This is a genomic window from Nitrosomonas eutropha (assembly GCF_900116685.1).
In the GTDB taxonomy this organism is placed as follows: Bacteria; Pseudomonadota; Gammaproteobacteria; order Burkholderiales; family Nitrosomonadaceae; genus Nitrosomonas; species Nitrosomonas eutropha_A.
Window position 1 is genome coordinate 34,447 of record NZ_FPBL01000002.1, and the last position, 26,339, is coordinate 60,785.

26 protein-coding genes and 1 tRNA gene are annotated in these 26,339 nt (G+C 46.1%); 18 read left to right on the plus strand and 9 right to left on the minus strand.

Annotated elements, in window-relative coordinates; all coding sequences use genetic code 11:
- Positions 1 to 84 precede the first annotated feature (84 nt).
- Genes cysN through BM331_RS02845 form a run of 3 tightly spaced genes read right to left on the minus strand, consistent with a single transcriptional unit; the run spans position 85 to position 3,060 of the window.
- Entirely contained in the window at positions 85 to 1,368 is a 1,284-nt protein-coding gene (gene cysN, locus BM331_RS02835; protein WP_074926894.1) for a sulfate adenylyltransferase subunit CysN, read from the minus strand.
- 60 nt (positions 1,369 to 1,428) lie between these two features.
- A complete protein-coding gene (cysD, locus tag BM331_RS02840; protein ID WP_074927431.1) occupies positions 1,429 to 2,337 on the minus strand; it encodes a sulfate adenylyltransferase subunit CysD in 909 nt (302 codons plus the stop codon).
- Between the two features lie 33 nt (positions 2,338 to 2,370).
- Positions 2,371 to 3,060 carry a phosphoadenylyl-sulfate reductase gene (locus BM331_RS02845; RefSeq protein ID WP_074926896.1) on the minus strand — a complete coding sequence of 230 codons (690 nt, stop codon included), beginning with the start codon at positions 3,058 to 3,060 and terminating at the stop codon, positions 2,371 to 2,373.
- Between the two features lie 233 nt (positions 3,061 to 3,293).
- Here BM331_RS02845 and cysB point away from each other — a divergent pair, with 233 nt between their 5' ends.
- The 3 genes from cysB (at position 3,294) to BM331_RS02860 (ending at position 8,314) form a co-directional block, all read left to right on the plus strand.
- Positions 3,294 to 4,223, plus strand: a complete 930-nt coding sequence (cysB, locus tag BM331_RS02850; RefSeq protein ID WP_074926899.1) for an HTH-type transcriptional regulator CysB — start codon at positions 3,294 to 3,296, stop codon at positions 4,221 to 4,223.
- A 525-nt stretch (positions 4,224 to 4,748) separates the two neighbouring features.
- Positions 4,749 to 6,584, plus strand: a complete 1,836-nt coding sequence (locus BM331_RS02855; protein WP_074926902.1) for an assimilatory sulfite reductase (NADPH) flavoprotein subunit — start codon at positions 4,749 to 4,751, stop codon at positions 6,582 to 6,584.
- A gap of 8 nt (positions 6,585 to 6,592) precedes the next feature.
- Complete coding sequence (locus BM331_RS02860; RefSeq protein ID WP_074926904.1) at positions 6,593 to 8,314, plus strand: NADPH-dependent assimilatory sulfite reductase hemoprotein subunit; 1,722 nt, start codon at positions 6,593 to 6,595, stop codon at positions 8,312 to 8,314.
- Between the two features lie 156 nt (positions 8,315 to 8,470).
- Here BM331_RS02860 and BM331_RS02865 read toward each other — a convergent pair whose 3' ends face one another.
- Positions 8,471 to 9,580, minus strand: a complete 1,110-nt coding sequence (locus tag BM331_RS02865) for a transglutaminase family protein (protein WP_074926906.1) — start codon at positions 9,578 to 9,580, stop codon at positions 8,471 to 8,473.
- A gap of 77 nt (positions 9,581 to 9,657) precedes the next feature.
- Here BM331_RS02865 and BM331_RS02870 point away from each other — a divergent pair, with 77 nt between their 5' ends.
- The 6 genes from BM331_RS02870 (at position 9,658) to BM331_RS02895 (ending at position 14,710) form a co-directional block, all read left to right on the plus strand.
- The gene (locus BM331_RS02870; protein WP_074926909.1) at positions 9,658 to 10,338 is read left to right on the plus strand and encodes an alpha/beta hydrolase; all 681 of its coding nucleotides are present in this window, start codon (positions 9,658 to 9,660) and stop codon (positions 10,336 to 10,338) included.
- Positions 10,339 to 10,365: 27 nt separating this feature from the next.
- Entirely contained in the window at positions 10,366 to 11,055 is a 690-nt protein-coding gene (locus tag BM331_RS02875) for a VIT1/CCC1 transporter family protein (protein WP_074926911.1), read from the plus strand.
- 89 nt (positions 11,056 to 11,144) lie between these two features.
- Complete coding sequence (locus tag BM331_RS02880) at positions 11,145 to 11,597, plus strand: SixA phosphatase family protein (RefSeq protein ID WP_074926913.1); 453 nt, start codon at positions 11,145 to 11,147, stop codon at positions 11,595 to 11,597.
- Between the two features lie 122 nt (positions 11,598 to 11,719).
- Complete coding sequence (locus BM331_RS02885; protein WP_074926915.1) at positions 11,720 to 12,670, plus strand: polysaccharide deacetylase family protein; 951 nt, start codon at positions 11,720 to 11,722, stop codon at positions 12,668 to 12,670.
- A 618-nt stretch (positions 12,671 to 13,288) separates the two neighbouring features.
- Entirely contained in the window at positions 13,289 to 13,747 is a 459-nt protein-coding gene (locus tag BM331_RS02890; RefSeq protein ID WP_074926917.1) for a DoxX family protein, read from the plus strand.
- 3 nt (positions 13,748 to 13,750) lie between these two features.
- Positions 13,751 to 14,710, plus strand: coding sequence for a glutathione S-transferase family protein (locus tag BM331_RS02895; protein WP_074926919.1), 960 nt, complete (start codon positions 13,751 to 13,753; stop codon positions 14,708 to 14,710).
- Positions 14,711 to 14,748: 38 nt separating this feature from the next.
- Here the strand turns inward: BM331_RS02895 and BM331_RS02900 are convergent, their stop codons facing one another.
- The gene (locus BM331_RS02900) at positions 14,749 to 15,753 is read right to left on the minus strand and encodes a class 1 fructose-bisphosphatase (protein WP_074926921.1); all 1,005 of its coding nucleotides are present in this window, start codon (positions 15,751 to 15,753) and stop codon (positions 14,749 to 14,751) included.
- Between the two features lie 263 nt (positions 15,754 to 16,016).
- Between BM331_RS02900 and BM331_RS02905 the strand changes: the two genes are divergently transcribed.
- The 5 genes from BM331_RS02905 (at position 16,017) to BM331_RS11980 (ending at position 18,511) form a co-directional block, all read left to right on the plus strand.
- Positions 16,017 to 17,537 (plus strand): FAD-dependent oxidoreductase, encoded by a 1,521-nt coding sequence (locus BM331_RS02905; RefSeq protein WP_074926923.1) that lies wholly within the window; start codon positions 16,017 to 16,019, stop codon positions 17,535 to 17,537.
- Positions 17,538 to 17,565: 28 nt separating this feature from the next.
- Entirely contained in the window at positions 17,566 to 17,799 is a 234-nt protein-coding gene (locus BM331_RS11795; protein ID WP_218154540.1) for a hypothetical protein, read from the plus strand.
- A 133-nt stretch (positions 17,800 to 17,932) separates the two neighbouring features.
- Complete coding sequence (locus BM331_RS12130) at positions 17,933 to 18,199, plus strand: hypothetical protein (protein ID WP_074926927.1); 267 nt, start codon at positions 17,933 to 17,935, stop codon at positions 18,197 to 18,199.
- Positions 18,187 to 18,381 carry a response regulator gene (locus tag BM331_RS12345; protein ID WP_371265331.1) on the plus strand — a complete coding sequence of 65 codons (195 nt, stop codon included), beginning with the start codon at positions 18,187 to 18,189 and terminating at the stop codon, positions 18,379 to 18,381. The genes BM331_RS12130 and BM331_RS12345 overlap by 13 nt, the downstream gene beginning before the upstream one ends.
- Positions 18,341 to 18,511 (plus strand): winged helix-turn-helix domain-containing protein, encoded by a 171-nt coding sequence (locus BM331_RS11980; protein ID WP_218154541.1) that lies wholly within the window; start codon positions 18,341 to 18,343, stop codon positions 18,509 to 18,511. The genes BM331_RS12345 and BM331_RS11980 overlap by 41 nt, the downstream gene beginning before the upstream one ends.
- A 27-nt stretch (positions 18,512 to 18,538) precedes the next feature.
- Here BM331_RS11980 and BM331_RS02930 read toward each other — a convergent pair whose 3' ends face one another.
- Positions 18,539 to 20,101, minus strand: coding sequence for an amino acid permease (locus tag BM331_RS02930; protein WP_074926929.1), 1,563 nt, complete (start codon positions 20,099 to 20,101; stop codon positions 18,539 to 18,541).
- A 229-nt stretch (positions 20,102 to 20,330) separates the two neighbouring features.
- On the opposite strand from BM331_RS02930, the gene BM331_RS02935 reads away from it, so the two are divergent.
- On the plus strand, positions 20,331 to 20,615 hold the full coding sequence (locus BM331_RS02935; RefSeq protein WP_074926931.1) for a hypothetical protein: 285 nt from the start codon (positions 20,331 to 20,333) through the stop codon (positions 20,613 to 20,615).
- Positions 20,616 to 20,777: 162 nt separating this feature from the next.
- Here BM331_RS02935 and BM331_RS02940 read toward each other — a convergent pair whose 3' ends face one another.
- The 3 genes from BM331_RS02940 to BM331_RS02950 all read right to left on the minus strand — a co-directional run bounded on the left by BM331_RS02940 (position 20,778) and on the right by BM331_RS02950 (position 22,711).
- A complete protein-coding gene (locus BM331_RS02940; RefSeq protein ID WP_074927433.1) occupies positions 20,778 to 21,662 on the minus strand; it encodes a recombination-associated protein RdgC in 885 nt (294 codons plus the stop codon).
- A 94-nt stretch (positions 21,663 to 21,756) separates the two neighbouring features.
- Positions 21,757 to 21,832: transfer RNA gene (locus BM331_RS02945), tRNA-Arg, on the minus strand.
- A gap of 75 nt (positions 21,833 to 21,907) precedes the next feature.
- Positions 21,908 to 22,711: an outer membrane protein assembly factor BamD gene (locus tag BM331_RS02950; RefSeq protein WP_074926932.1), complete on the minus strand. Its 804-nt coding sequence runs from the start codon at positions 22,709 to 22,711 to the stop codon at positions 21,908 to 21,910.
- Position 22,712: 1 nt separating this feature from the next.
- Between BM331_RS02950 and rluD the strand changes: the two genes are divergently transcribed.
- The 3 genes from rluD to BM331_RS02965 all read left to right on the plus strand — a co-directional run bounded on the left by rluD (position 22,713) and on the right by BM331_RS02965 (position 25,964).
- Entirely contained in the window at positions 22,713 to 23,738 is a 1,026-nt protein-coding gene (gene rluD, locus BM331_RS02955; RefSeq protein WP_083414665.1) for a 23S rRNA pseudouridine(1911/1915/1917) synthase RluD, read from the plus strand.
- Between the two features lie 214 nt (positions 23,739 to 23,952).
- Positions 23,953 to 25,338, plus strand: a complete 1,386-nt coding sequence (gene glnA, locus BM331_RS02960; protein ID WP_074926934.1) for a type I glutamate--ammonia ligase — start codon at positions 23,953 to 23,955, stop codon at positions 25,336 to 25,338.
- Between the two features lie 155 nt (positions 25,339 to 25,493).
- Positions 25,494 to 25,964, plus strand: coding sequence for a hypothetical protein (locus BM331_RS02965; RefSeq protein WP_074927437.1), 471 nt, complete (start codon positions 25,494 to 25,496; stop codon positions 25,962 to 25,964).
- The last annotated feature ends 375 nt before the right edge of the window (positions 25,965 to 26,339 follow it).

Sequence of the window (26,339 nt, forward strand, 5' to 3'; positions counted from 1 at the left end):
TTTCTAATATGAAAATATGAAAATAGGAATAAGCAGATGGCCAATATTTGCTGATCAGAATAATTTTCGGTTGGGAAAATGTAATCAGCTTTCCTGGATACAAATCATACCGGCTGCCACAGTATTATTGCTGACTTCATCAATCAGAATAAAACAACCGGTTCCCCGATTTTGGGCATATGCATCAATGACGAGTGGTTGCTGTACTTTCATTCCAATTCTGGCAATATCATTCATTGTCAGAATATTAACCGACTCTTGATGCATCGTATTTATATCAACCCGATAGTCAATTCGAGTAATTAATCCTTTAACGATACGAGTGGTATGCTTGATGATATATTTACGATCGGGGTCAAATGCCTGTTCGGATAACCAGCAGAGCATGGCATCAAACTCTCTGGTAATTCGAGGCAACTCTCCACCATTGATTAGCATATCTCCGCGAGAGATATCCAGATGATCTTCAATGGTCAAAGTAATGGATTGTGGCGCAAAAGCGGTTTCAAAGCTGTCGTTATATAAAAGAATTTCTTTGATGCGGGATGTTAATCCAGATGGTAATACTGTCACTGTATCCCCCACGTGTATTGTTCCGGATTCAATTCTCCCCGTATAGCCACGGAAATCACGCATTTCTTCCGTTTGCGGACGGCATACCCACTGTACCGGGAAGCGAAAATCTAGTGTATTGATATCATGTTCTATATTAATGGATTCCAGATAATCCAATAATGGTTTGCCCGAATACCAGTCAAGGTTGTCACCACGTTCCACGACCATATCTCCAAGTAGCGCAGACATTGGTATATATTCAATGGAACGAAACCCCAGCCCTTGCAAAAATACAGAGAATTCAGCACAAATCTGTTTGAAGATCTCCTGGGAATAGCCAACCAGATCCATTTTATTAATTGCCACAACCAGATGAGGGATACCAACCAGACTGGCAAGATAGGCGTGTCGCCTGGATTGTGTCAGAACCCCCTTGCGCGCATCGATAAGAACAATTGCAAGATTGGCAGTAGAAGCACCCGTTACCATATTACGCGTATATTGCTCATGGCCTGGTGTATCCGCAATAATAAACTTGCGTTTGGGTGTATTGAAATAACGATACGCTACGTCAATAGTGATCCCCTGCTCCCGCTCTGCTTGCAATCCGTCAGTAAAAAGCGAGAGATCAATTTTTTCCATCCCGCGTTTGTTAGAAGTTTTTGTAACAGCATTCAGCTGATCTTCGAAGATGGATTTTGAATCATGCAGCAAACGACCTATCAGCGTGCTTTTACCATCATCTACACTACCTGCACTAATAAATCGCAGCAGCTCGGCATGATCGGGTTCAATATTTTCAACAACAGACATGTCCTAGAAAAACCTATGAAGATAAAAAATTAAAACCGGGTATTATTTCAGAACGCTATCCTAGAAATAACCTTCTCGTTTACGCAACTCCATTGATGCCTCGGAAGTCCGATCATCCATACGTGTTGCCCCGCGCTCAGTAATCCGTGTTAATGCCGTTTCTACAATAATTTCCTCAACATCCCTGGCCTGAGAAGCCACCGGACAGGTACAGCTCATATCACCAACCGTGCGGAATCGTACCATCATATTTTGTACACTTTCCCCCGCCTCTGGCTGAACCAGGTACGACACCGGCAGCAGACTGCTATTTCGCACGATTACATCTCTCTCATGAGCATAGTAGATAGATGGAATTTCCAGCTGTTCCCGGCCGATATATTGCCATATATCCAATTCTGTCCAGTTACTGATAGGGAAAACTCTGATGTTTTCTCCAGGGTGAGTTCGCGCATTATAGAGACTCCATAATTCCGGACGCTGATTCTTTGGATCCCATTGTCCAAACTCATCCCGAAACGAAAAAATACGTTCTTTTGCACGTGCTTTTTCCTCATCTCTGCGAGCGCCACCAATGCAGGCATCAAACCCGAATTCTGAAATGGCATCCAATAAAGTAACTGCCTGAAAAGGATTGCGGCTTTGGTTTTTGGATCGCAATATAACCCTGCCACGCTGAATAGAATCCTCCATGCTGCGTACAATCAGGCGCTCTCCTAATTGTTTGGCCCGATAATCCCGAAATTCAATTACTTCCGGAAAATTATGGCCCGTATCAATATGCATCAACGGAAAAGGAAAATGGCTGGGACGAAAGGCCTTTTCAGCCAACCTCAGCAGGACAACCGAATCCTTACCCCCTGAAAACAACAGCACCGGATTGGCACACTCTGCTGCAACTTCTCGCATGATATGGATAGCCTCGCTTTCCAAGGCATCCAAATGTGTAAAATATGACCGTTGATTCATTTTATTTTGATTTAAGAACATTAACTTATGTTTCTATTTTTGAGTATGCAAGCCACACTCTTTAGAGTCCATATTTTCCCACCACCAACGCCCGGATCGAATATCCTCCCCGGGAGTGATTGCCCGGGTACATGGAGCACAGCCGATGCTGGGATAAAATTGATCATGTAGCGCATTGTAGGGAATATCGTGCTGCTTTATATAGTCCCATACATCCTTCTCAGTCCAATCGCACAAAGGATTAAACTTATGTATACCGTGAATGTTATCAAATACTGACAACTTCAACTCCTCTCGGGTGGCTGATTGCTCGCGACGCATTCCTGTAATCCAGGCACGCTTTCCAGCTAAAGCACGTTTTAGAGGTTCAACTTTTCGTATATAACAACAACGCTTTCGCAGATCGATACTTTCATAAAACCCATTCGGGCCATATTGCGTCACATAGTTTTCAACAGACGATGAATCAGGAAAATAAGTATGGATGGAAACACCATAACGCTCCTTCGTCTTTTGCATCAGATCATAGGTTTCCTGTGGAAGACGTCCGGTATCAAGCGTAAATATGCTAATTTCCGGATAATGGCGAGCGATTATATCGGTCAACACCATATCTTCAGCACCAAAGCTGTTGGCAAATACTGCGGGAGAATAATCCTGCTGGATATTACCTAATAAACTATGTAACTGCTCAACCTTCTGTTGCAATGTTTGCTCATCCATATTAATAAAACGTTATTTTACCTCACAAATACTTGTCCATAAAAAATCCATATAAGTACGACAACCTCAGATCGATGTGAATATCCTTACGCTACTTGTCATAGCTTCGAATGATATACAACACGAATGACATCATTTTTACACTGTTCTTTAAACATATATGCAAGCATAACAATAATATTTATAATACAAAAGAATATTAAATTAATTACATATTACATATTGCTATATAAATGAAGCTCCAGCAGTTGAGATATCTTCGTGAAATTGCAAAACAAAAGCTGAATTTATCCAAGGCTGCGAATGCTCTGCATACTTCACAACCCGGAATCAGTCGACAAATCCAGCTGTTGGAACAAGAGCTGGGGGTCGAGATTTTTACACGCCACGGTAAACGTATTACCAGCATTACTCAGCCAGGGCTTGCGATCCTGGAAACTGCCCAACGGATGCTGCAGGACGCAGATAATCTAAAAAAAATTGGAAATGAATTTAATGATAAGGAGAGCGGTACATTTATTATTGCGACTACTCACACGCAAGCACGGTATGTACTCCCTCCTGTAATCAAGCGCTTTATCGAACGCCACCCAAAAATCAGACTATCCTTGCGGCAGGGAAGCCCCATAGAAATATCCACTTGGGTTTCATCTGGTGAAGCCGATTTGGCTATCGCAACTGAAGCCATCGAATTATTCGATGAACTCGTTATGTTGCCTTGTTATGAATGGAATCGTTGCGTCGTCGTTCCACCTCGGCATCCACTACTCCAACTTAAGGAGTTAACGCTTGAATCCATCGCTCAATACACTATTGTTACCTACGATTTTGCTTTTACCGGTCGATCCAAAATCAATCAGGCATTTGAATCCAGAGGGCTAAAACCCAACGTGGTATTGACAGCACTTGACGCAGATGTAATCAAAACTTACGTAGAAATCGGTTTGGGCGTAGGCATTCTGGCAAAGATGGCCTTTGATCCGACTCGCGATAGAAAGCTGAGAGCCATTGATGCCGCACATCTGTTTGAACCCAGTACTACTCGCATCGGTATCTGTCGCAACAGCTATATTCGCCACTACATTTACGATTTTATTGAGATGTTTGCGGCACATCTTGATGCAGAAACAGTCAATGGGTTACTCAGAAATCCTGAAAACTAACTGCTATTGGCGGTACCAACTGGAATAGACAGGAAGGCTTCTGCCCTGCCCGGATTGATGATCAGAATACTTTCTGATAGACTCCGCCCCTTAAAATTTCAGTACCTTCTTCGGAAATTAGAGGCAGCATTACAACATAAACGCCGCTGAAATACACGTTCTGCCTGACAGCTCGCAACAATAAAGCCGAATAAGCGAGCACTAGTATCATAAAGAATAAATTTTCTGACCAGGGGCTGGGATAGCTCACGCCCCTATAATTTTATATTCAATTAGCATTATTAATTTTTCTGGCCATCCAGATATCCTTTATATAACAAAATACGATATACAATTAATTTAATATTCTTTTGGATTATAAAAATAATTGCTATCCTTACACTCTTTATTTAAAGAGTGCTGTAACAGCAACACTTAAACAGGTTTTCGATTGATTTGTCCATGTCTACAAAATTTTAACCACCAGCCGGATATCTCACTTCTACGTATTTCTACGTGTGAAAAACTTCCAAAATATAAAATAAAATGACGGTATCACAATTCTCAGGAGCCGCTCTGACCGCAGAACAGTGGCGTCTTGTCGAAACGCTAGGCACTTCTCTTACATCTGAACATGCATATTGGATCAGCGGCTACTTTGCTGGCCTTGGAACAGCCTTGTTACACAGGGGCAATACTGCTGCCCAGTCTCCAGATGTACGCATTCCCGCAGTAGTGGCACAAGCAGAACCAGTTGCAGCTCGTTCACTTACAATTCTTCATATCAGCGAAACCGGTAACAGCACTGAGCTGGCAATCCGTTTGGTAGCGCTGGCTGTTGAACAAGGACTCAACCCGACACTGGTTGACATAGCTGATTACAAAATTCGTAAACTCAAAGAAGAACAGGATCTTCTGATCATTACCTCCACCCATGGAGAAGGAGATCCACCCCAATCCGGAATGGAATTTTTTGAATTGATTGAAGGCCGTAAGGCACCAGCACTATCCGGATTGCGTTACGCCATACTTGCGCTGGGTGATATGAGCTATGAACATTTTTGTGGCGCCGGCAAACGTCTTGATGAGCGTTTCGAGGAACTGGGTGCAAAACGGTTGCAGCCACGCATTGACTGTGATGTGGACTATGAAGAACCAGCTGCTGCATGGAGTACCAATATACTAGCGTTGCTTGCCGCAGAAAAAACAGCGGTGACATCATCTGTCGCATCACAATCAGAGACAACAGGAAATACTCAGCAAGCTGATAATTCAGCTTACAGTAAACGAAACCCCTTCCCTGCAACTGTTATTGACAATATCGTTCTCTCGGGTCGCGGTTCTACCCGAGAAACACACCACATCGAAATCTCACTCGCTGATTCCGGTTTAACCTATGAACCGGGTGATGCATTGGGCGTCGTGGCGAACAACGATCCTGCGATGGTTGAGGCACTACTGACTGCGCTCGACATGAATCCAAGCACATCGCTGACCGTAAAAGGTCAGGCGACAACACTCTTTGATGCGCTTAACAAGTCATTAGAAATCACCACGGCAACACTGCGTTTCCTTGATCACTGGGGGGAATTAACCGGCACAACCGACATTTTTACTGCAAAGGATAATGTCGAACGTGCGGCATTCCTTCATGAGCATCATATTATTGATATTATTCGCGCCTTCCCGCTCAAAGGACTTGATCCACAACGTTTTATCGATGGGCTACGCCCTCTGCAACCGCGCCTCTACTCTATTTCTTCCAGCCTGGCGATTTGTCCTGATGAGGCACATATCACTGTCGCACCAGTACGTTATAAGCTGCATGGCGAAATTCGGTCAGGTGTTGCATCCAGTCACCTTGCTGATCGTGCAAATGCTGATTCCATATTGCCAGTCTACATTCAGAGCAACCCACATTTTCGCCTGCCACCTAGCGGCGAACCCATTATTATGATTGGTGCCGGTACCGGTGTGGCACCTTATCGTGCCTTTATGCAGGAACGCGAAGCAAATGGTGGTGGCCGTTCATGGTTATTTTTCGGAGAACGCAATTTCCGTGTGGATTTTCTTTATCAGACCGAATGGCAGGATTGGTTGAAAAATAGCATCCTGACAAAAATGGATGTCGCATTCTCGCGCGATGATACAGAGAAAATCTATGTCCAGCACCGTATTCGCAAACATGCACACGATGTTTATGCCTGGCTGGAAGAAGGTGCGTATATTTATATATGTGGTGACGCTTCACGCCTGGCGCCTGATGTCCACAATACATTGGTCACCGTAATCGAAGAACAAGCAAGCGTTCAGCGCGAAGAGGCAGAAGAATATCTTCGCAACCTGCAACGCGATGGGCGCTATCAGCGCGACGTTTATTGAGAATAGAAATGGCAGACACACTCCCTCACACTGATCGTAGTTGCGATATTTCCCAACCACTTGAGCGCCTAAGCCCGGATGAGACACTGAAGGCTGGAAGTGAATATCTGCGTGGCACAATCGCACTTGGATTGCTCGATCGCATTACATCTGCTGTACCAGGCGATGATATCAAGCTGATGAAATTTCACGGTATTTATCAGCAAGATGACCGGAATGTTCGTGATGAACGCCGTCGCCAGAAACTGGAACCCGCTTTTCAGTTCATGATCCGCGTGCGTTTGCCGGGAGGTATCTGCACGACTGAACGCTGGCTGAAGATTTCAGAGCTTGCCTGTGCACACGGCAATGAAACGTTACGCATGACCACCAGACAGACTTTCCAGTTTCATTGGGTGCTCAAGCACAATATTGTTTCGGTTATTCGTGGTCTTCATGAAGTATTGCTCGATACAGTTGCTGCGTGCGGGGATGATTCACGTGGTGTAATGGCTACGGTCAATCCTCAATTTCCAGCTCTGCAGGCAGAACTGGCAGCACTGGCAAAAACAGTCAGCGATCATGTCATTCCCAAGACCAAGGGCTATCATGAAATCTGGTATGGTGAAGAACGTATTGCTTCATCTGAACCGGAAGAACCATTCTACGGGCGAACCTATATGCCTCGTAAGTTCAAGATTGGATTTGTGATCCCGCCCAATAATGATATTGATATTTACGCGCAGGATCTGGGTTATATCGCGATCGTGAGTAAAGATGGAAAAATAGCGGGATTCAATATAGCAATCGGCGGTGGAATGGGGCGTACCGACAAGGCACCGCATACCTATCCGCGCACTGCATCAGTTATCGGCTTCATTACACCAGACAGACTTATTTCCGTTACCGAAGCTATCATGGGAGTCCAGCGTGACTATGGCAATCGCGCTGACCGGTCACGTGCACGCTTTAAATACACAATCGATGATAAAGGATTGGATTGGATCAAATTGGCAATTGAAGATCGTGCTGGATTGCTTGAACCCGCCCGCTCTTACCACTTCACATCCAATGCGGATATCTATGGTTGGGTAGAATCGGATGATGGTTATCATCATTTCACATTATTTATTGAGAATGGCCGACTCAACCGCGATACGCTTGATAAAATTGCACAGATTGCGCATGTACACAAAGGACACTTTCGCCTGACTCCCAATCAAAATCTCATGATTGCCAACGTTGCCACGACTGACAAACCGAAGATAGAAGTGTTACTGGCAGAATCCGGATTGATTACTTTTAATGAACACAGCGTGCTGCGCCTGAATTCGATGGCGTGTGTCGCTTTTCCAACCTGTGGTTTGGCAATGGCAGACAGTGAACGTTATCTGCCTGCTTTGATTACGAAGATTGAGGGAATCCTCACTCGATACAATCTGCAAAATGAGCCAATTACACTCAGAATGACAGGATGTCCTAACGGGTGCAGCCGCCCTTTCATTGCAGAAATTGGACTTACCGGCCGTGCACCAGGTAAATACAATCTTTATCTGGGTGGCGGTTTTCACGGCCAGCGCCTCAATCGCCTTTATCGTGAAAATATCGGCGAGGCCGCAATTCTTGAAGCGCTTGATGAAGTACTTCGTCGTTATGCAACTGAACGATTACCTAACGAGCACTTTGGCGATTTTACAATTCGCGCCGGAATTATCCGTGAAGTAACAGAAGGACGTTTTGCAAATGACTAACCGATGTTATGCGGTGATACTCTGTAAAGCGAGACTGTGCGTAACTAAATAACTGCCAGCTATACTCTTTTTCCAAGTTCCAGTAGCACAACTATCGCTTACCGATGCCTGATAATCACCTACCTTTGCGGGGTAATCATCAGGCTATAAACCGGGTTACAGTTTGGCGCCGGTACCCACCAGTGTGGCCGAAGTAATTTTGTAAGAAAAGGATTCCGGTTCCAGACTATCTTGTTGTCGCCCGTCAATTTCAGCATGTGGGTAGAGGAAAAATGGCAGTTTGCCAGCTGCACATGCCTTGCCCAAATCTACATTTTCACCGTCGTTGAATGCGACCCAGTTCATTTCCCAAGAGCCAAACAGCTTTTCTCTTAGCTGACTGATCGAATCATGGTTGCTCGGCAGAGATTCCAGTGCCATGACTTTTGCCACATCAGACGGATCGACCGGCACCCAACCAAACCCGGAAAGATAAAATTCTGCCTGACAATGCTGGGAAGTACTAACATCACCGGATTTCCCAAGATTTTTGTTAAGAGAGGATTCACCAATACGGATTCCGTACTGGATTCTAGCCGGAATGCCAGAAGCACGTGCAAGCCCGACAAAAAGCGAATGGATGTCCGCACATTTTCCACTGAGATTTTCTCCTCCGGCCAGCATACTTCGAATATCCCCCCTACCCTGACCGCGCACACTGTTGTCATAGGTAACGTTATTAATCATCCAATCATAAATGGCGCGCGCCTGTTGCAGATGAGTACGGGCATTAGCCTGGCTAGTCACGAAATGTGCTATTTTCTTCACGGTATTATCTAATGGGATCTGGCTGGTAGGCTGCAGATAGCGTTTGATATTCTGGGGAATTGAAGCTTTGGCAGGAGCCTGGTAAAAGCTCAGATCAGCAGTGCGATAGGCTGTTTTGACAATACTACTCACCTTGACCGTCCGCTCTTCTCCCTTTTGCCAGGTTGCAAAAAATACCGGGGAAGAGGTACCGGGTAACATATAAAATGCAGAAGCGGTTGCTTTCCCACTCCAGTTACTTCCTTGCGTAAACTGATAAATCGTATCATTTGTATCCGGCAACGGCAGCCATAGTTTTGCAACCTTGCCTGCGGCTGGCAGAGTAATCTGATACGTTAATTGATAGCCGCGCCATTTCGCCTGATTCAACGGTAACGCGGAGGCTCGCGAAACAGACGGAGCCAAGACAGCTGCTGCAGCGCCTGTACCAACCAACTTGAAAAAATCCCTGCGTTTCATACGATCCCTCATCAATGATAATATTGAACCCGATAAACTTATCGCTACTGGCCAACCACATCAATTTTCCGTAGCCTATGTCTGACAGCCCACTTCAGCTTTCCGCAATCGATATTGTAACCGGACCGAATCCCTTATATACCGTCTTGTGGATGCACGGATTAGGAGCCGATGGCAATGATTTTGTACCCGTTGTACAAACACTCGACTTGCCAGCAATCCCCATCCGTTTTTTATTCCCCCATGCTCCTCTGCAACCTGTCACCATCAATGGGAACTATACAATGAGAGCGTGGTATGACATCCAACATGCTGATTTTATTAAACAGGAAGATAAAGCCGGGTTACACAGATCACAGCGCGCAATCGTAGCACTGATTGAACACGAAAACCAGAGAGGTATCCCATCCAATCGCATCATCCTGGCTGGATTTTCGCAGGGTGCTGCCATGGCTCTACAAACAGGATTGCGTCACCCTGACCAGCTGGCTGGCATTATGGTTCTGTCAGGATATCTTCCCCTTGCTCACGAGATCAGGCAGGAGGCACATGCAGCCAATCAGGCAACTCCCATATTTATGGCCCATGGCAGTTATGATCCTATCGTCCCTGTTAAATTAGCCAGATCTTCGCTACAGTTGCTGCGCGATTACCATTACTCTGTTGACTGGCATGAATATCCCATGGCGCATGCTGTATGTGATCAGGAGCTGGCTGATATCTCCCGCTGGCTAAAAAATATTCTGAAGGAAACATGAATTTTCAGATCATCAAAACAGATAGCCATGACGTATGACAATAATCACTACTCGCATCGAACCGGCTGGCTACGGGCAGCGGTACTGGGCGCTAATGATGGTATCGTTTCCACAGCTAGCCTGATCATTGGTGTGGCATCCGCGCATGCAGGTGCTGAGGATATTCTGCTGGCAGGTGTAGCAGGTCTCGTTGCTGGAGCCATGTCTATGGCTGCAGGAGAATACGTTTCTGTAAGCTCCCAGGCAGACACAGAAAAAGCGGATATCGCACTTGAACAGTATCATCTTATCCGGGATATCAATTATGAGATCCAGGAGCTGACAGATATTTACATCGGAAGAGGCGTTGAGCCCAGGCTGGCTAAGGAGGTGGCCAAACAGCTGATGGCACATGATGCACTGGGCGCTCACCTCAGAGATGAATTGGGCCTGCATGAGCACATCAATGCAAAACCTGTTCACGCCGCTCTCACCTCGGCAGGCATGTTTACTCTCGGGGCATCCATGCCGCTCCTGGCAACCATCGTTGCTCCTGCATCACAGATTATCCCTGTTGTGACAGCCACCTCTCTTCTTTCTCTGACTGCCCTGGGTACACTGGCTGCTTATCTTGGAAGAGCAAATATATTGAAAGGTGCTGCGCGTGTGGTTTTCTGGGGGGCGCTTGCCATGGGGTTTACCGCACTCACCGGTACACTTTTTGAAAAAATTACCTGAGCACAATTAAATAACGGCAATACTGTCGGCTCTACATCATTTCAATCAACACAATACACGAGCTGGTTCATTCATAAAGGAGTGTAATCTTGGATCTGATTTTATGGCGCCACGCTGAAGCAGAAGATCGTATTCCCGATGCAGCACGTGAATTAACTGAAAAAGGTTTGCAACAGGCACAAAAAATGGCTGGATGGCTGGAATCTAAATTGCCACCAGATACGCGCATCATAGTCAGCCCGGCCAAACGCACCCAGCAAACCGTTTCGGCACTGACTACCCGTTTTGAAACCAGCGATCAAGTAGGAACGGGCGCTACTCCGTACAAAGTGCTTAACGCAATTGCCTGGCCGGAGGCAGAAGGTACTGTACTGGTAGTGGGACACCAACCAACGCTGGGAAAAATAGCCTCTCTCCTGTTAAAGAGAGATGAAACGGGTTTTAGTGTACGAAAGGGTTCTGTCTGGTGGTTCAGTTGCAAGCAAAAAGATGAGCGAGAAAGTATTATCCTGCGAGCAGTAATGACTCCCGAGATATTGTAAATCTCTTAAATGGCATGAAAAATGACTGCTGACACTGATCCCATACAGCAGAATTACCCGTATCCTTGCTTATTTCGAGATCCCTTATCAAGAGATTGGATCAAAACACAAATACGTTTCCAATGAAAATACTGCCCTCCCTGTTTTCACCTGCTGGCAAGAATGCAAAGTTATCTATTGTTATTCATCATCGTGTTTTACCCGAGCCTGATCTTCTGCTTGGCAGCAGCGGGATAAAAGAGTTTGAAACAGGCCTGAGCTACCTGATTAAGAATTTTAATGTTCTGCCCTTATCCGAAGCAGTAAACAGGGTGCGCAGCGGCACTTTACCCGGTCGTGCCGCCTGCATCACATTTGACGACGGCTATGCGGATAATGCTGAAATAGCACTTCCTCTTCTCCAACAATATGGGGCACCTGCCACTTTTTTCGTTGCTTCTGGTTTTCTTGATGGTGGAAGAATGTGGAACGATACCGTCATTGAGTCAGTGCGCCTTGCCAAAGGAGATAAACTTGACCTGAGTTCAATCAATCTGGGTATTCATGTAATTACCACGCTTGAACAAAGACGGAAAGCTTTAATTTTTTTGATAGATAAGCTGAAATATCTGCCTCATGAAACAAGGGCTTCTCAGGTAGAAAAACTAAACACCATTATTTCTGCTGAACTGCCAGACAATCTTATGATGACTTCGGCACAAGTCAAACGGTTACACGATGCAGGAATGGAAATAGGCGGCCACACCGTCACCCATCCGATACTTGCGAGCATTGATGATGCGACTGCTCATATGGAAATAACGGAAGGCAAGACAAGGCTTGAAGCAATCATTGGTGCGCCAGTACGCCTGTTTGCCTACCCAAATGGCAAGCCGGGAAAAGACTATCTGCCTGCACACGTAAAAATGGTTAAAGAAGCCGGGTTTGAAGCCGCCGTCTCAACAGCATGGGGAGCTGCCCGGCAGAATAGCGACCTATTTCAGCTGCCACGCTTCACCCCCTGGGATAAAAGTGAATTGTTCTATGTACTACGCATGACTCGCAACATGAAGCAGGAAATTCAGGTTGTGTGACACAAAATAAGACCCGCAGGAACACCATGGTAAATGTCCCTCACTGTGAATAGCAGCGCAATCAGTGGCTGTGCCCGGTAGGGTACAGCCTGAAAAAGGCCTGTACGGAAATTCCGTACAGGCTCGAAGGGAGGCCAAATAAAATTGGCCGTTAGGGTTTACGGTTAAGAATCTGTTCAAGGTCTCGATCAAGGGATGCGGTGCCATTTCAGCGCCGTAATATGCCCTTCAGTGAGATATTGAACAGGTTCTAAGAAAAATCTGCGTAAAAAATTACTGTATACGACGTGGAATCTGCAAAATCGTTCAGTAACAGCTGAAATTGTGTTAAATCTAAAATTCTCAACATTCAATCAAACTTACTACTGAGAATGATCATAAACCCATACTACAACGAATATCGTTTCAGCATCTTCCGGAGGACGCATGGATAAACAGGCCATATTGCAGTCATACCAACCACTTGATAGCCAATTCGCTTGAAAATATTTGTCTCGTTATCATTAGAATCACTGCGCTAAATATCAGCCTCGATAGCAATACTCCCAGTACTTGGCAAAAGGTTCATTGCAATGCATCGAAACAGTTAATAGCAAGACAACTAACAGGAGATCACAAATGAAGATTTCAGCAATCTTGAAAACACATGATAAAACTGATTTGGCAATACTGCTGTTGCGTGTAACAACAGGTGGAACGCTTATGGCACGTGGTGCACAGAAACTATTTGGCTGGTTTGGTGGTTACGGTCTGGAAGCCACGGGTCAATGGATGGATTCAATCGGCCTCAGTCCGGGTTATCTGATGGCGTTGCTGGCCAGTTCGGGCGAGTTTTTTGGAGGCCTGGCACTGTTGCTGGGTATGCTGACTCGCCCGGCGGCGCTGGGAACCGCACTAATCATGCTGGTGGCGATGGTTGCTGTACATTGGACAAATGGCTTTTTCATCACAAATAGTGGTTACGAATACTCCCTTATTTTAATGGTAATAAGCATTTGTATCCTGCTGCACGGTGCAGGCAAGTACTCACTTGATCACACTCTGCAAGCAATGTTTCCTAATAAACCGGAGAAATAATCTGTGGGACTTTTGATTGATGGCACATGGCGTGACCAGTGGTATACCTCTGAAAATGGAGAATTTGTGCGTGAGAATGCTCAATATCGCAACTGGGTCACGGCAGATGGACAACCTGGCTCATCCGGAAACGGCGGTTTTGCTGCTGAATCGGGACGCTACCATTTATTCGTATCACTGGCCTGTCCCTGGGCGCACCGCACCCTTATTTTCCGCCACTTAAAAGATCTGGAGAAACATATCGGCGTTACCATCGTTGACCCAAAAATGCTGGAACATGGGTGGACATTCAGTGAAATCTCCCGGGATAATCCCGTGCCAAATATTCAATACCTGCACCAGCTCTACACTCACGTCAAACCGGATTACACCGGTCGGGTTACTGTACCGGTATTGTGGGATAAGCAACGTAACACGATCGTCAGTAATGAATCGTCTGAAATCATCCGCATGTTTAACAACGCATTTGGCGCACTTACCGGCAACGATCTGGATTTTTATCCTGAAGCATTACGTAATGAAATTGATGCAATTAATGAAGTGGTGTACCGGGATTTCAATAATGGTGTTTACAGAGCCGGTTTTGCCACCGAGCAGTCAGCTTATGAAAGGGCTTACGATCAGGTTTTCGCCAGGCTGGATAAAATTGATAGCCTACTAGGTAAATGCCGTTACCTCACGGGAGATCAGCTAACTGAAGCTGACTGGCGATTATTCACTACCCTCATCCGCTTTGACAGCGTGTATTACAGCCATTTTAAACTCAACAAACAGCGAATTGAGGATTATCCCAATTTATCCAATTACCTGCGCGCGCTGTATCAGATACCGGGTATTGCCAATACCGTAAATTTTGAACATATTAAAACTCATTATTACTACAGCCATTCAACCATCAATCCAACCAGGATTGTCCCAAAAGGGCCGGAGATTGATTACACCCGACCGCACAACCGGGGATAAGACGAGATATAGACTTTCCCCCGGGCGATCAGGTGTTATCAGGCTTTGTGATACCCCAATACTACCTCAACCTCATTCTTTGAGCCCAGAATTACTGGCACGCGCTGATGTAAATCCTGCGGAACAATATCCAGAATACGCTCATACCCGGTTGAGGATATTCCGCCAGCTTGCTCAACAATGAAGCTCATCGGATTGGCTTCATACATTAGGCGCAATCTACCGGGTTTGGAAGGATCCTTGTTATCACGCGGATACATAAAAATACCACCACGGGTAAGAATACGATGCACCTCCGCCACCATTGAAGCCACCCAGCGCATATTGAAATCACGGCCGCGCGGCCCGGTACTGCCAGCCAGACATTCCGATACATAACGCTGCACTGGTGCTTCCCAGAAACGCTGATTGGATGCATTGATGGCAAATTCCCTGGTATCAGCGGGAATTTTCATATTCGGATGAGTCAGCACAAATTCACCAATATCGCGATCCAGTGTAAAACCATTGACGCCATGGCCGGTAGTCAGCACCAGCATGGTGGAAGAACCATACAAGGCATAGCCGGCACAGACTTGCTTAGTGCCAGGCTGTAAAAAACCTTCCATGCTGGCAGCCTGCCCGGGCACCGGAGCACGCAGAATAGAGAAAATGGTTCCGACCGAAATATTGAGATCGACGTTACTGGAACCATCCAGTGGATCGAACACCAGCAGATACTTGCCAAGCGGATACCGGTTCGGGATCGAATAAACATCATCCATTTCTTCCGAGGCCATACCTGCCAGATGACCGGCCCATTCATTATGGTGAATCATGATTTCATTGGTGATCACATCCAGCTTCTTTTGTGTTTCACCCTGGATATTTTCCGTATCCAGCGCCCCCATGACACCAATCAGCGCGCCTTTGTTCACCGCGTTGGAAATGGTCTTGATGGCGGTCACGATATCGTTCAGCAATGCAGTGAAATCGCCACTTGCGCCTGCAATGTGGCGCTGATCTTCAATGATGAACTGGGTAAGGGTAGTACCGGTATGCATCGGAATTCCTCTTGAGAAATTAAAAAAGCATTAATTATACTGGTTTGGCAACCTGGGCGAGTGTGTGAAAGAAATAGTTACTAATCCTCTTTCTTTAAAACTACTGTCTACCAGCAAAGAGCCAGGGTCTGAAATCTCAAATTGCCAATAATACTCAGCCCTGTTCTTCGATTCTTTCTAATCTGCCTTTTTACCTGCTCCAGTCTCATGTGCCATACTTGTACGGATTGTTTTACATCCACACTTTTGAAAGGAGGATTGTGATGTCTTCAGATACAACAGAAAACACGGGGTTCGATCTGACCAAAGGGATTACCCTGGCTGATTTTGGTGATCAACAGCTATTGCGCGGACAGGTGGGTGATGAACCTATAGTACTGGTGCGTACTGGTAATGAGATCATGGCAATTGGCGCTCATTGCACGCATTACGGTGGCCCCTTGGAAGAAGGCCTGGTTGTCGGTGAAACAATACGTTGCCCTTGGCATCACGCTTGTTTTTCACTACGTAGTGGTGAGGCACTGGGTGCACCTGCTTTTGATCCACTGCTTTGCTGGAAAGTCGAGCGCGATGGGGAACGTGTTTTTGTCCATAATAGAATCTCTCCTGCAGCACAACCAGAACTACTGATAGCAGTAACTGATCGACCCAAAAATATTGTCATTGTGGGAGGTGGCGCAGCAGGATTTGCCTGTGCCGAAATGTTGCGTCGACGCGGCTATCAGGGGCACCTTACTATGCTAAGTGAGGATACCGACGCCCCTTGTGACCGTCCCAATTTATCCAAAGATTATCTGGCCGGTACGGCGCCTGAAAAATGGATGCCTTTGCGCCCTGATGACTTCTATAAAGACAATCATATTGATCTGCAACTCGGTACCGTAGTGCAGCATATCGATACTGCTAATCATCGGATAACTACAAAAGATGATCGCAGTATTTTATTCGATCGTCTCGTACTGGCCACCGGAGCTGAGCCCGTCCGGCTACCCATTCCCGGTCAGGACAGCGCACATGTATTTACCCTGCGTTCTTTCTCCGATAGCCGCCGCATCATTGAACATGCAAAAAATGCCAGGACAGCCGTAGTGCTTGGTTCAGGATTCATTGGCCTGGAAGTGGCCGCTGCTTTGCACACACGTGGGCTTGCTGTGCATGTCGTGTCGCTCGATCAGAGTCCATTGCAAAACGTACTGGGTTCCAAGCTGGGTAATTTCATCCGCAGCCTGCATGAAGCACACGGCGTGACATTTCATATGGAGACATCCCTGACGAATATTGAATCCGAATCAGTGACATTAAGTAATGGCGACAAGCTGACTGCTGATCTCGTCATACTTGGCGTGGGAGTACGACCACGTACTGCACTGGCTGAATCAGCCGGACTCAATGTGAATAAAGGTATTCTGGTGGACGAATATCTGCAAACCAGTGTGCCGGGAATTTATGCTGCAGGTGATGTGGCCCGCTGGCGTGATGAAGCAAGTAGGCAGGCGTTGCGTATCGAACATTGGGTGGTGGCAGAGCGACAAGGACAAGTAGTTGCTGAAAATCTGCTGGGGGCCAACAAAAAATTTCAGGACGTACCATTTTTCTGGAGCGTGCATTACGACCTGACTATCAATTATGCTGGCCATGCCCAATCATGGGATACGATTGAAATCGATGGTGATATTGCTGCTCGTGACTGTTTGGTGCGTTATCAGAGAAATGGGGTAACCACTGCCGTTGCCGGAATCGGGCGTGATAAACAGATTCTGGAATTTGCAGCAGCAAGCGCATAGCCAGATACTCCGACCACTGCGCCATTCCATGTCAATCAGAGTTAAATTATTTCTGGCTTTTCTACTCACTACTCTGCTGGTAGTTATGAGGATGCATTTTTTCACTCGCTGGTCCTTGGAGAAAGGATTTACCGAGTTCATCGAAAAAAGACAGCAGGAACGACTGGATAAAATCATCGATGTGTTGGAGGAATACTACGCTGATCATCATGGTTGGGATAATTTAATAAAAAGCAAGCGGGATTGGATGGCGTTACTGTAGCACGCTGATCCGCACCGCCACCACCCACCAAAATGGGTCGTCGAACAATCCCGCCGCGAACCTGAACAGTTGGTGGCCACCGGCCACTCCTGAAGAAGCCGGAAGAAAATGGATACCTTTCGGATTACGGGTAATGCTGCTGGATGCGGATGAATCAGTTTTATTCGGACAGGAAGCACTATTGCCTCAACTGGATCCACACCCGATCCAGAATGAATATCAAACGGTAGGGTTTTTCGGGTTGCTGCCGGGCAATCCAGTCAGTCAGGCCAGCGATATTTATTTTATGGAGCAGCAGGCCAATCTGTTTTTCCGGATTGCTGCAGCCATGATTCTGTTATCTGTGCTGGATTCCGGACACATCACCTTGATCAAGAGCCGGCAGTTATTCCCTGGCTAAAGGAAAACCCGGTGGATCTGATACTGCTGGATTTGATGGTGCCAAGTCGGGATGGCCTTGAAATCTGCCGCGATATTCGCAATTTTAGCCAGGTACCAATTACCATAGCAGCCTGGGCGCATTTTTTCACGCGAATAATTGATGAACCGGATCTATCCGGATCAACGCATCGTTTCAGATAGAACGATAGATAGCCACATCAAGAAACTGAGAAAAAAACTTATAGAGCTGATACCGGACAAGGAAATAATTTGTTCGGTTTACGGCGTTGGTTATCGTTATGATCTGCAGGCAATAGAACCGGATAAATAAGGATTAGTCAGGGTTTGATACAAGAAACTATTTATCCCCTACTCTATTCTTTTCATCACAATCCACCAGAGAGCGAATAGGTTCGATCAGATTTTCACCTCCGGAAGGGGTATCTATACCCAGCAGAACATGACTTCTGCGATAGCCATACAGAAAATAAAAAATCAGTCCAATCCCTGTCCAGATCGGAAATACCAGTTGAGCATCTGTTGGCAGAAACAAAAAAAGTATTATGCAACCGCCGATAGCAAGCGGCCCCATCAACCAGATTGCGGGCGTTTTGAAAGGTCTTGTGCGGTTTTTATCCTTGATTCTAAGAATCATGACAGAGAGTGCCACTATCAGAAAAGCAAATAATGTTCCGGAGTTGGAGATATTTGCCAACTTCCCTACCGGCAGGAAAGCTGCCGACACGGTAACGAAAGATCCGGTGACCAGTGTCACAATATAGGGTGTTTTGAAGCGCGGATGAATTTTACTTAATCCATCCGGTAGCAAGCCATCGCGTGACATAACGAAGAAAATACGTGTTTGCCCAAATAGCATCATCAGGACAACTGAAGGGAGCGCCAGAAAAGCAGCCAGACCAATCAGGTTTCCAACTTTTACCCATCCGATTTCGCGCAATACATGCGCCAGTGCTTCTTGCGAGCAAACCACTGGTTGCTGTCCTTGTGCAGCAAGCAGTTTGCACTGTTCTGCCATTTCTATGGAACCAGGTATAAAGCCTTCTCCCGCTGCATTGATCAATGGTTGTGCACCTGCTGCTCCAACTACCGCAACTGCTATCAGCAGGTAGAATAACGTACAAATCAGTAATGAACCTACCAGTGCGATTGGCAAGCTGCGTTGCGGATCTTTGGTCTCTTCTGCTGCGGTTGAAACAGCATCAAAGCCGACATAAGCAAAAAAAATAGAAGCCGCAGCAGCTACAACACCTGATGTACCTAATGGTAAAAAGGGATGGAAGTGATCCATATTGATAACCGGTAATGCTAGGATGGTAAAGGCTATCAAGGCAACAATTTTGACTGCAACCAGTACTGCATTGAATGTAGCGCTTTCCCGCGTACCAATAATTAATAACCCAGTTACCAGGAGGCAAATAACAACCGCAGGCAGATTGATGATGCCTCCAGCATAAGGACCATTTGCCAGTACGAAGGGTATTTCTATTCCCAATAATGAATTATTCAGTAATCCGACAAAATAACCTGACCAGCCTACCGCAACTGCTCCGGCAGCAACAGAATATTCCAGTATTAATGCCCAGCCAACCATCCACGCGATTAATTCACCCAGCACAGCATAGGAATAGGTATAGGCAGATCCGGATACCGGTACCATTGAAGAAAGTTCGGAATAGCATAGTGCAGCTACCGCACAAACAAAACCGGCAATAATAAAAGAGATCATCATGCCAGGGCCAGCTTTCTGGGCAGCTTCAGCCGTTAATACAAAAATACCGGTTCCTATGATCGCACCAATTCCCAACAAGGTGAGCTGCCATACACCCAGGGAACGATGTAGGCATTTTTTTTTGGCTGTGGCCATAATGGAGTCTAGCGATTTGACGCGCCAGAAAATCATAGGCTTTCTCCTCAATTAAAACAAATGGTTACAATACTTTCCAGTTCAATAGCAAGTAGTTTACAAGAAATATCCGAGTTGAAATTTCAAAACCAGGCTTATATTTTGTTAATTTCCACAGTTTTTACACATTCTCTGCAATTTATTTACATAACTGACAGATTATAGTTGTCATCAAGAGCAACGAGCATTCCGCTCTTTTTTAAAGAACCAATCTGGAGGATTTATCATGAATGCAAACCTTATCGCTATTATTTTCGCCTTGACATTGCCTCTGACAGCAGTTGCCAATCCGGGAGAATGCAAAGGAGATCATGATCACTATCAAGCAAAAAGAATAGGGCGAATGGATAAAGTGCTATCACTGACCGATGATCAGAAATCCAAACTTGAGACACTTTTCAAACAGAATGGGGAGAAGTTCAAAGCATTACATGAAGAAACACGATCCCAGCTGAAAGCTATCCTGACGCCCGAGCAATATACCAAGTTACAGGAAATGAAACAGCGCTGACATACACAATGGCAGGAAAAGCGTCAGAAAGGTCAGAAAGAACAATACGAACATGGACAGGAGAAATCCGATACTACGCAGCCATAACGCTACATTCTGATAATCCGATTACCTCTAAACTGTCTGCAGTGGTCTCTCCTCTTTCCCGCCATTGCAAGCAGCTTACTCATTTGCCATTCCCCCTAATGCATCCATCAATTCGGGCAGCAGCTGCCGTAATTCACCTGTCATCAGAAAAAAGTCACTGCTGAATTGCTCTTCGGCCGTTTCTGCCGGCTCACGGTCGATATCAAGTAAAGTCAGTCGTTTTAACTGTAGATTTTCATCCAGAATAAAAGAAATTTTGTCTCGCCAGGTCATCGCCAATCTGATAACTTCCTTGCCGGTTTGAACATGTCGGGTAATTTCTTGTGGATCGGGTGATTGCTGCACATAACTCACTGAAACCTTCTTATCTTCTCGGCTGCGAAAAATACTATCACTATCAATTGAGAAAATGGAAGGTGGGTCATCCCCTGACAACCATGCCGTCATGGCCGATACCGGAGCCATAGTCGTGCTGATTCGTTGCAGGCCACAGCCGGTTGATTTGATAAATGCCTCAATCAAAGTGTCCGCCTTGGCAGCACTTGCCCCTTCAACAACAAACCAGCCGCCAACCGGATCAATCCAAGCGTGATTCCGTTGCTGAACGGCAAACGCCCGCGACAACAGCTCACGATAAGCTGCTTCCTTGATATCTTTCATCTGTTTGCGGCTAGGCGGGTATCCTTGGTGCGATTCCATTTCCTGCGCACGAACTTTGGCAAGTTGATTGACAACTGATACAGGTAACAGCTTTTTCTCGATCCCCAGCGAGATCAGCATCTGCTGCCCGTAGCTGTAGACCAGATCAGCTTCCTCAGCTCCCGGGGAAACCCAGCCTTTGCTCTGTGCTTCCAGTCCTAAGCAGCCCTGCAATGTTTGCTTTGCCAGCCGCTCTTTAAGCTCGTCAGGAATGATCACTTCATCGGTAAGACGGTAAATCTGTAAATTTTTAAACCACATGGATTTGTATTGAGATAGAAACACACTATTAACTACAACAGATCCGTGGATTCCGGTAATCCGGATGGGGTCTGTTAACTGATTGGTAAGTTGTTGGCGCCCTGGAGACGAATCGAACGTCCGACCTACCCCTTAGGAGGGGGTTGCTCTATCCCCTGAGCTACCAGGGCGGGGCTGCATTTTACGCCAAAATCCTGGATGAACGAAATTGGCACACTCTCCTAATGCAGAAAAAATTTAATTTACTACCAGATTCTCCACCAGGGTTTTGCTACCAGTGAACCGGAGTCTGTGAGATAAGCACTTTCCGGAAAATTTTTTTTGATGACTTTCTCTGTATCCTCGCGCAAATCGATCATGCCCAACTCGTTGTAGGCACTTGCCATGATGTACAGCGCTTCTTCCGTCGCAGGCGTTTGCGGATATTCTTCCAGTACAAACTGCGCCCGCCTGATAGCTGCTATGTAAGCTTTCCGTTTCATATAATACCGGGCAACATGAATTTCACCTCTTGCCAGCGCATTGACCAGATAAGCCATACGCTGCAGTGCATCAGGCGTATATTTGCTATCTGGATAGCGGGTTACCAGCAGCTTGAAATCTTCAAATGATTCTCTTGAAGCCTTTGCATCCCGTTCACTCAGATCCTGTTTAATAATTTTGGTGGTTATATACCCCAATAGGCCCTGATCATCGTTAAAGCTGGCGAGTCCCTTGATATAATAAGCGTAATCAATATTATGATGATGTGGGTAGAGCTGGATAAACCGGTCTGCCGCTGCAATAGCTGAAGCCTGTTCCTGATCCTTGTAGTAAGCGTAAGCTATTTCAAGCTGTGCCTGTTGAGCAAACCGTCCGTAGGGATAACGGGCTTCTAGTGCTTCGAATAATTTGACTGCAGCTGAATAATTACCCTCGTTAAGCTCATTTTTTGCTTCTATATAAAATTTACTCGCAGACCACTGGCTGTTATCAACCGTTTTCTCGGACAGGATGCCACATGCGGCCAGCAATACCATCAACCACGCTGCCAAAAATTGTCGCAACATAATGAATAATCTCAGTAACGGGCAAGATGGACGCGATTATAGCGCAAAGCCCGATTCATCCACAGCCAGCGGCCAGAAAAATGAAGATATTATCGAATTGATCGCGCCAAGCAACCTTGCAGGATTGCGGCTGGATCAGGCACTGGCTCAGTTGCTTCCTCAATGGTCGCGCAGCCGGTTACAGCGATGGATAGGAGAAAACCGTGTCAGTGTGGATGGCTCGGCGGGATCAACCAGACAAAAAATATGGGGGGGAGAAACAATCCACGTCATAGCCGGCCTGGTTGAAAGTGATCAAAGCCATCAGGCTGAGGCGATTCCACTCAGCATTATCTACGAAGATGATCATTTGATTGTCATCGACAAACCCGCTAGCCTGGTCGTCCATCCAGGAAACGGTAACTGGCACGGAACATTATTAAATGCTTTGCTTAACCATGCTCCACAACTAAGCCAGGTGCCCCGTGCCGGTATCGTTCACCGGCTGGACAAAAACACTACCGGCCTGCTGGTTGTTGCTAAGACAATCGAGGCACAACTTGATCTGGTCAGGCAATTACAGCAGCGTACCGTCAAACGTCACTATTTCGCGCTCGTGCTGGGCATAATTGAGAAAGATGGCCTGGTAGACGCACCCATTGGCCGACACCCTGTGCATCGCACCCGCATGGCCGTAGTACAAAATGGCAAACCTGCCCGCACGTATTATCGGATTCTGGAAAGATTTGTTGCCTGCACATTGCTGCAATGCAGTCTGGAAACCGGACGTACGCACCAGATTCGCGTTCATCTTATGTCTATTGGCCATCCGCTGGCGGGAGATCCGGTGTATGGCAAAATTTCATCTGATCCACCAACAGCTGATGCGATCGCACACCTGCCAAGACAAGCGTTGCATGCCCGACAGCTTGAACTGACGCATCCTAACAGTGGACAGATCATGCGCTGGAAATCTTCGCTACCGGATGATATGGATAGACTCTTGCAGACAATGCGAAAGATCCCACGGCCCATCCCAATATTTTGATGAACCCGTGTTTCTGGATGCAATCGGTGTGATTGTTTCCGGATTTCTATCCAAAACACAGATAAGCCATAGTTTTCTATCTGAAATAAAATGATTGGCCTATTTATTCGATGCCTGCCCAACGGTACAATACCGGCCAACGTATCTTACAAACCGTTTCACAAGTAAATGTTATTTTTCTGGAGAAAAAACTGTGGCAGCTGATGTTTTAAAGATGATTCAGGACCATGAAGTCAAGTTCATTGATCTGCGCTTCACCGATACCAACGGCAAGGAACATCATGTCACAGTTCCCGCACATGTCTTGGATGCCGATAAATTCGAGGATGGTCATCCATTCGATGGATCCTCAATTGCCGGCTGGAAAAATATTCACGCATCCGATATGTTGCTTATACCTGATCCGGAAACTGCTTCACTGGATCCTTTCATGGAAGAAACCACATTGCTGCTGACCTGCGATGTGATTGATCCTGCTGATGGGCAGGGATACAATCGCGACCCGCGATCACTGGCCAGACGGGGAGAGACTTATCTGAAATCCACCGGCATTGGTGATGTTGCCTACTTTGGCCCGGAACTGGAATTTTTTATTTTTGACTCGGTACGCTGGCACACCGACATGTCCGGGTGCTTTGTCAAGATTGAATCGGAAGAAGCTTCCTGGAGCTCCAAAAAACGCTATGAAGGCAGTAATAATGGTTATCGTCCCGCAGTCAAAGGCGGATATATGCCGGTGCCTCCAGTAGATTCTCTGCACGACATTCGCTCAGCCATGTGTATGGTGCTTGATGAACTGGGAATCCCTGTGGAAGTTCATCACCACGAAGTTGCCAATGCCGGGCAATGTGAAATTGGTACTCGCTTCAACAGCCTGGTGAAACGCGCCGACTGGAATCAGCTGATGAAATACGTTATTCACAATATTGCTGTTTCCTACGGGAAAACAGCAACATTCATGCCCAAGCCGATTGTTGGTGACAATGGTTCGGGTATGCACGTCCATCAATCCATCTGGAAGGATGGTAAAAACCTGTTTGCAGGAAACGGTTATGCTGGCATGTCCGAAACCGCACTGTATTACATCGGGGGCATTATCCGACATGCCAAAGCACTGAATGCTTTTGCCAATCCAGGCACCAATTCGTATAAAAGGCTGGTTGCCGGCTTTGAAGCTCCTGTCAATATTGCCTATTCTTCCAGCAACCGGTCAGCCGCTGTGCGTATCCCCTATGCCAGCAGCCCAAAACAACGTCGTATCGAAATACGCTTCCCCGATCCCAGTGCCAATCCTTACCTCGCTTTTACCGCTCTGCTGATGGCAGGATTGGATGGCATACAAAATAAAATCCACCCAGGCGACCCAATGGATAAGAATTTGTATGATCTGCCCCCGGAAGAAGCATCGATGGTACCCAATACCTGCGCATCACTGGAAGAGGCTCTGGAAAGCCTGGATCAGGATCGTGAATTTTTGACACGTGGCAATGTATTTTCCAACGATATGATTGACGCCTTTATCAAGCTTAAATCGGAAGAGGCAACATTATTACGTACCACTACACATCCCGTTGAGTTTGCCCTGTACTACAGCCTGTAAAAAGACGGTATTAATCAACGCTTATTCACAGATCACCAACAACACCATCCGACTTAAAATCTAATTTTTACCGGATAAAACCTCGTATTTCTCTAATTCGTTAAATGCGAGGGTTCGGTTCAAACTCATCTATTTTAGAAATCGGGGTGGTATCCATGAAACAAACTTACTGCAAGATCATACTGGCTGGGGTCATATCACTCGGATTTTCCATTGTTTGTATGGCTTCCGGTATCCACAAGTTAGTGGATGAGCATGGACGCACCGTCTTTACTAATAATGTAACCAAAAGTTCCATAAAAATTCAATCCGAAAAATCCAGATCAACGATTTCCTCCCACCAAATAAATGTTGTTGCCGGAAATTACCCTAGAGTCAGCAAACTGCAGCAGGATCAGCGAGATACCAAACGTCGGAGAATTCTTTCTCAGGAACTCGCTAATGAAACCAGGTTGCTGGAAGATGCTCTGAAAACAATTGATCTGACTCTTCGGAAAACGGAAAATTATTTACCAAGTCACCCGTACTTCACGTCAAATTATTTTGATATCCTCCAACTGCGTAACCAGGCAGCTTCACACGAACGTAACATCAAGGCACTTAATGCGGAGCTCAGTAATCTCTGAAACAAACCTGGTTGCGGCTAGAATCCGCTGTTTGGTTGGCTGCCTCAGATTTACCATCTTGAATTTCGCAGCCACCTGCAGCTATCTGAATAGTATCCATCCCTTTTCCTTATCGCACGATAACTAATCGTGATGCTTCTGAAGGCTGGCGGTCTCCGTTATAATTGGATTTAATATCCGTATATTTTATATTTGTGGATGACGAGTAAGGCCATCGACCAGCATCTGTATTTGAAGAACACACCCTCTCACTCTATTCGAAAACGATCAGATGTCCTCTGCATTTGATTTGTTGTATCAACCAGCAATCTGGAAAGAAAATTTCATCATAAAAACAAAATCACGATAAACTGCCATCCTTTTGTGCACGCGAAA

Coding starts and splice junctions, on each gene's coding strand:
- BM331_RS02890 (WP_074926917.1), top strand. CDS start 13,289: ATGAAGATTTCAGCAATCTTGAAAACACATGATAAAACTGATTTGGCA.
- cysB (WP_074926899.1), top strand. CDS start 3,294: ATGAAGCTCCAGCAGTTGAGATATCTTCGTGAAATTGCAAAACAAAAG.
- BM331_RS02935 (WP_074926931.1), top strand. CDS start 20,331: ATGAATGCAAACCTTATCGCTATTATTTTCGCCTTGACATTGCCTCTG.
- BM331_RS02845 (WP_074926896.1), bottom strand. CDS start 3,060: ATGGATGAGCAAACATTGCAACAGAAGGTTGAGCAGTTACATAGTTTA.
- BM331_RS02930 (WP_074926929.1), bottom strand. CDS start 20,101: ATGATTTTCTGGCGCGTCAAATCGCTAGACTCCATTATGGCCACAGCC.
- cysN (WP_074926894.1), bottom strand. CDS start 1,368: ATGTCTGTTGTTGAAAATATTGAACCCGATCATGCCGAGCTGCTGCGA.
- BM331_RS02875 (WP_074926911.1), top strand. CDS start 10,366: ATGACGTATGACAATAATCACTACTCGCATCGAACCGGCTGGCTACGG.
- BM331_RS02950 (WP_074926932.1), bottom strand. CDS start 22,711: ATGTTGCGACAATTTTTGGCAGCGTGGTTGATGGTATTGCTGGCCGCA.
- BM331_RS02860 (WP_074926904.1), top strand. CDS start 6,593: ATGGCAGACACACTCCCTCACACTGATCGTAGTTGCGATATTTCCCAA.
- BM331_RS02940 (WP_074927433.1), bottom strand. CDS start 21,662: ATGTGGTTTAAAAATTTACAGATTTACCGTCTTACCGATGAAGTGATC.
- BM331_RS02885 (WP_074926915.1), top strand. CDS start 11,720: ATGAAAATACTGCCCTCCCTGTTTTCACCTGCTGGCAAGAATGCAAAG.
- BM331_RS11795 (WP_218154540.1), top strand. CDS start 17,566: ATGTCAATCAGAGTTAAATTATTTCTGGCTTTTCTACTCACTACTCTG.
- BM331_RS02905 (WP_074926923.1), top strand. CDS start 16,017: ATGTCTTCAGATACAACAGAAAACACGGGGTTCGATCTGACCAAAGGG.
- rluD (WP_083414665.1), top strand. CDS start 22,713: ATGAATAATCTCAGTAACGGGCAAGATGGACGCGATTATAGCGCAAAG.
- glnA (WP_074926934.1), top strand. CDS start 23,953: ATGATTCAGGACCATGAAGTCAAGTTCATTGATCTGCGCTTCACCGAT.
- BM331_RS02870 (WP_074926909.1), top strand. CDS start 9,658: ATGTCTGACAGCCCACTTCAGCTTTCCGCAATCGATATTGTAACCGGA.
- BM331_RS11980 (WP_218154541.1), top strand. CDS start 18,341: ATGAACCGGATCTATCCGGATCAACGCATCGTTTCAGATAGAACGATA.
- BM331_RS12130 (WP_074926927.1), top strand. CDS start 17,933: ATGCTGCTGGATGCGGATGAATCAGTTTTATTCGGACAGGAAGCACTA.
- BM331_RS02865 (WP_074926906.1), bottom strand. CDS start 9,580: ATGAAACGCAGGGATTTTTTCAAGTTGGTTGGTACAGGCGCTGCAGCA.
- BM331_RS02855 (WP_074926902.1), top strand. CDS start 4,749: ATGACGGTATCACAATTCTCAGGAGCCGCTCTGACCGCAGAACAGTGG.
- BM331_RS02965 (WP_074927437.1), top strand. CDS start 25,494: ATGAAACAAACTTACTGCAAGATCATACTGGCTGGGGTCATATCACTC.
- cysD (WP_074927431.1), bottom strand. CDS start 2,337: ATGAATCAACGGTCATATTTTACACATTTGGATGCCTTGGAAAGCGAG.
- BM331_RS02900 (WP_074926921.1), bottom strand. CDS start 15,753: ATGCATACCGGTACTACCCTTACCCAGTTCATCATTGAAGATCAGCGC.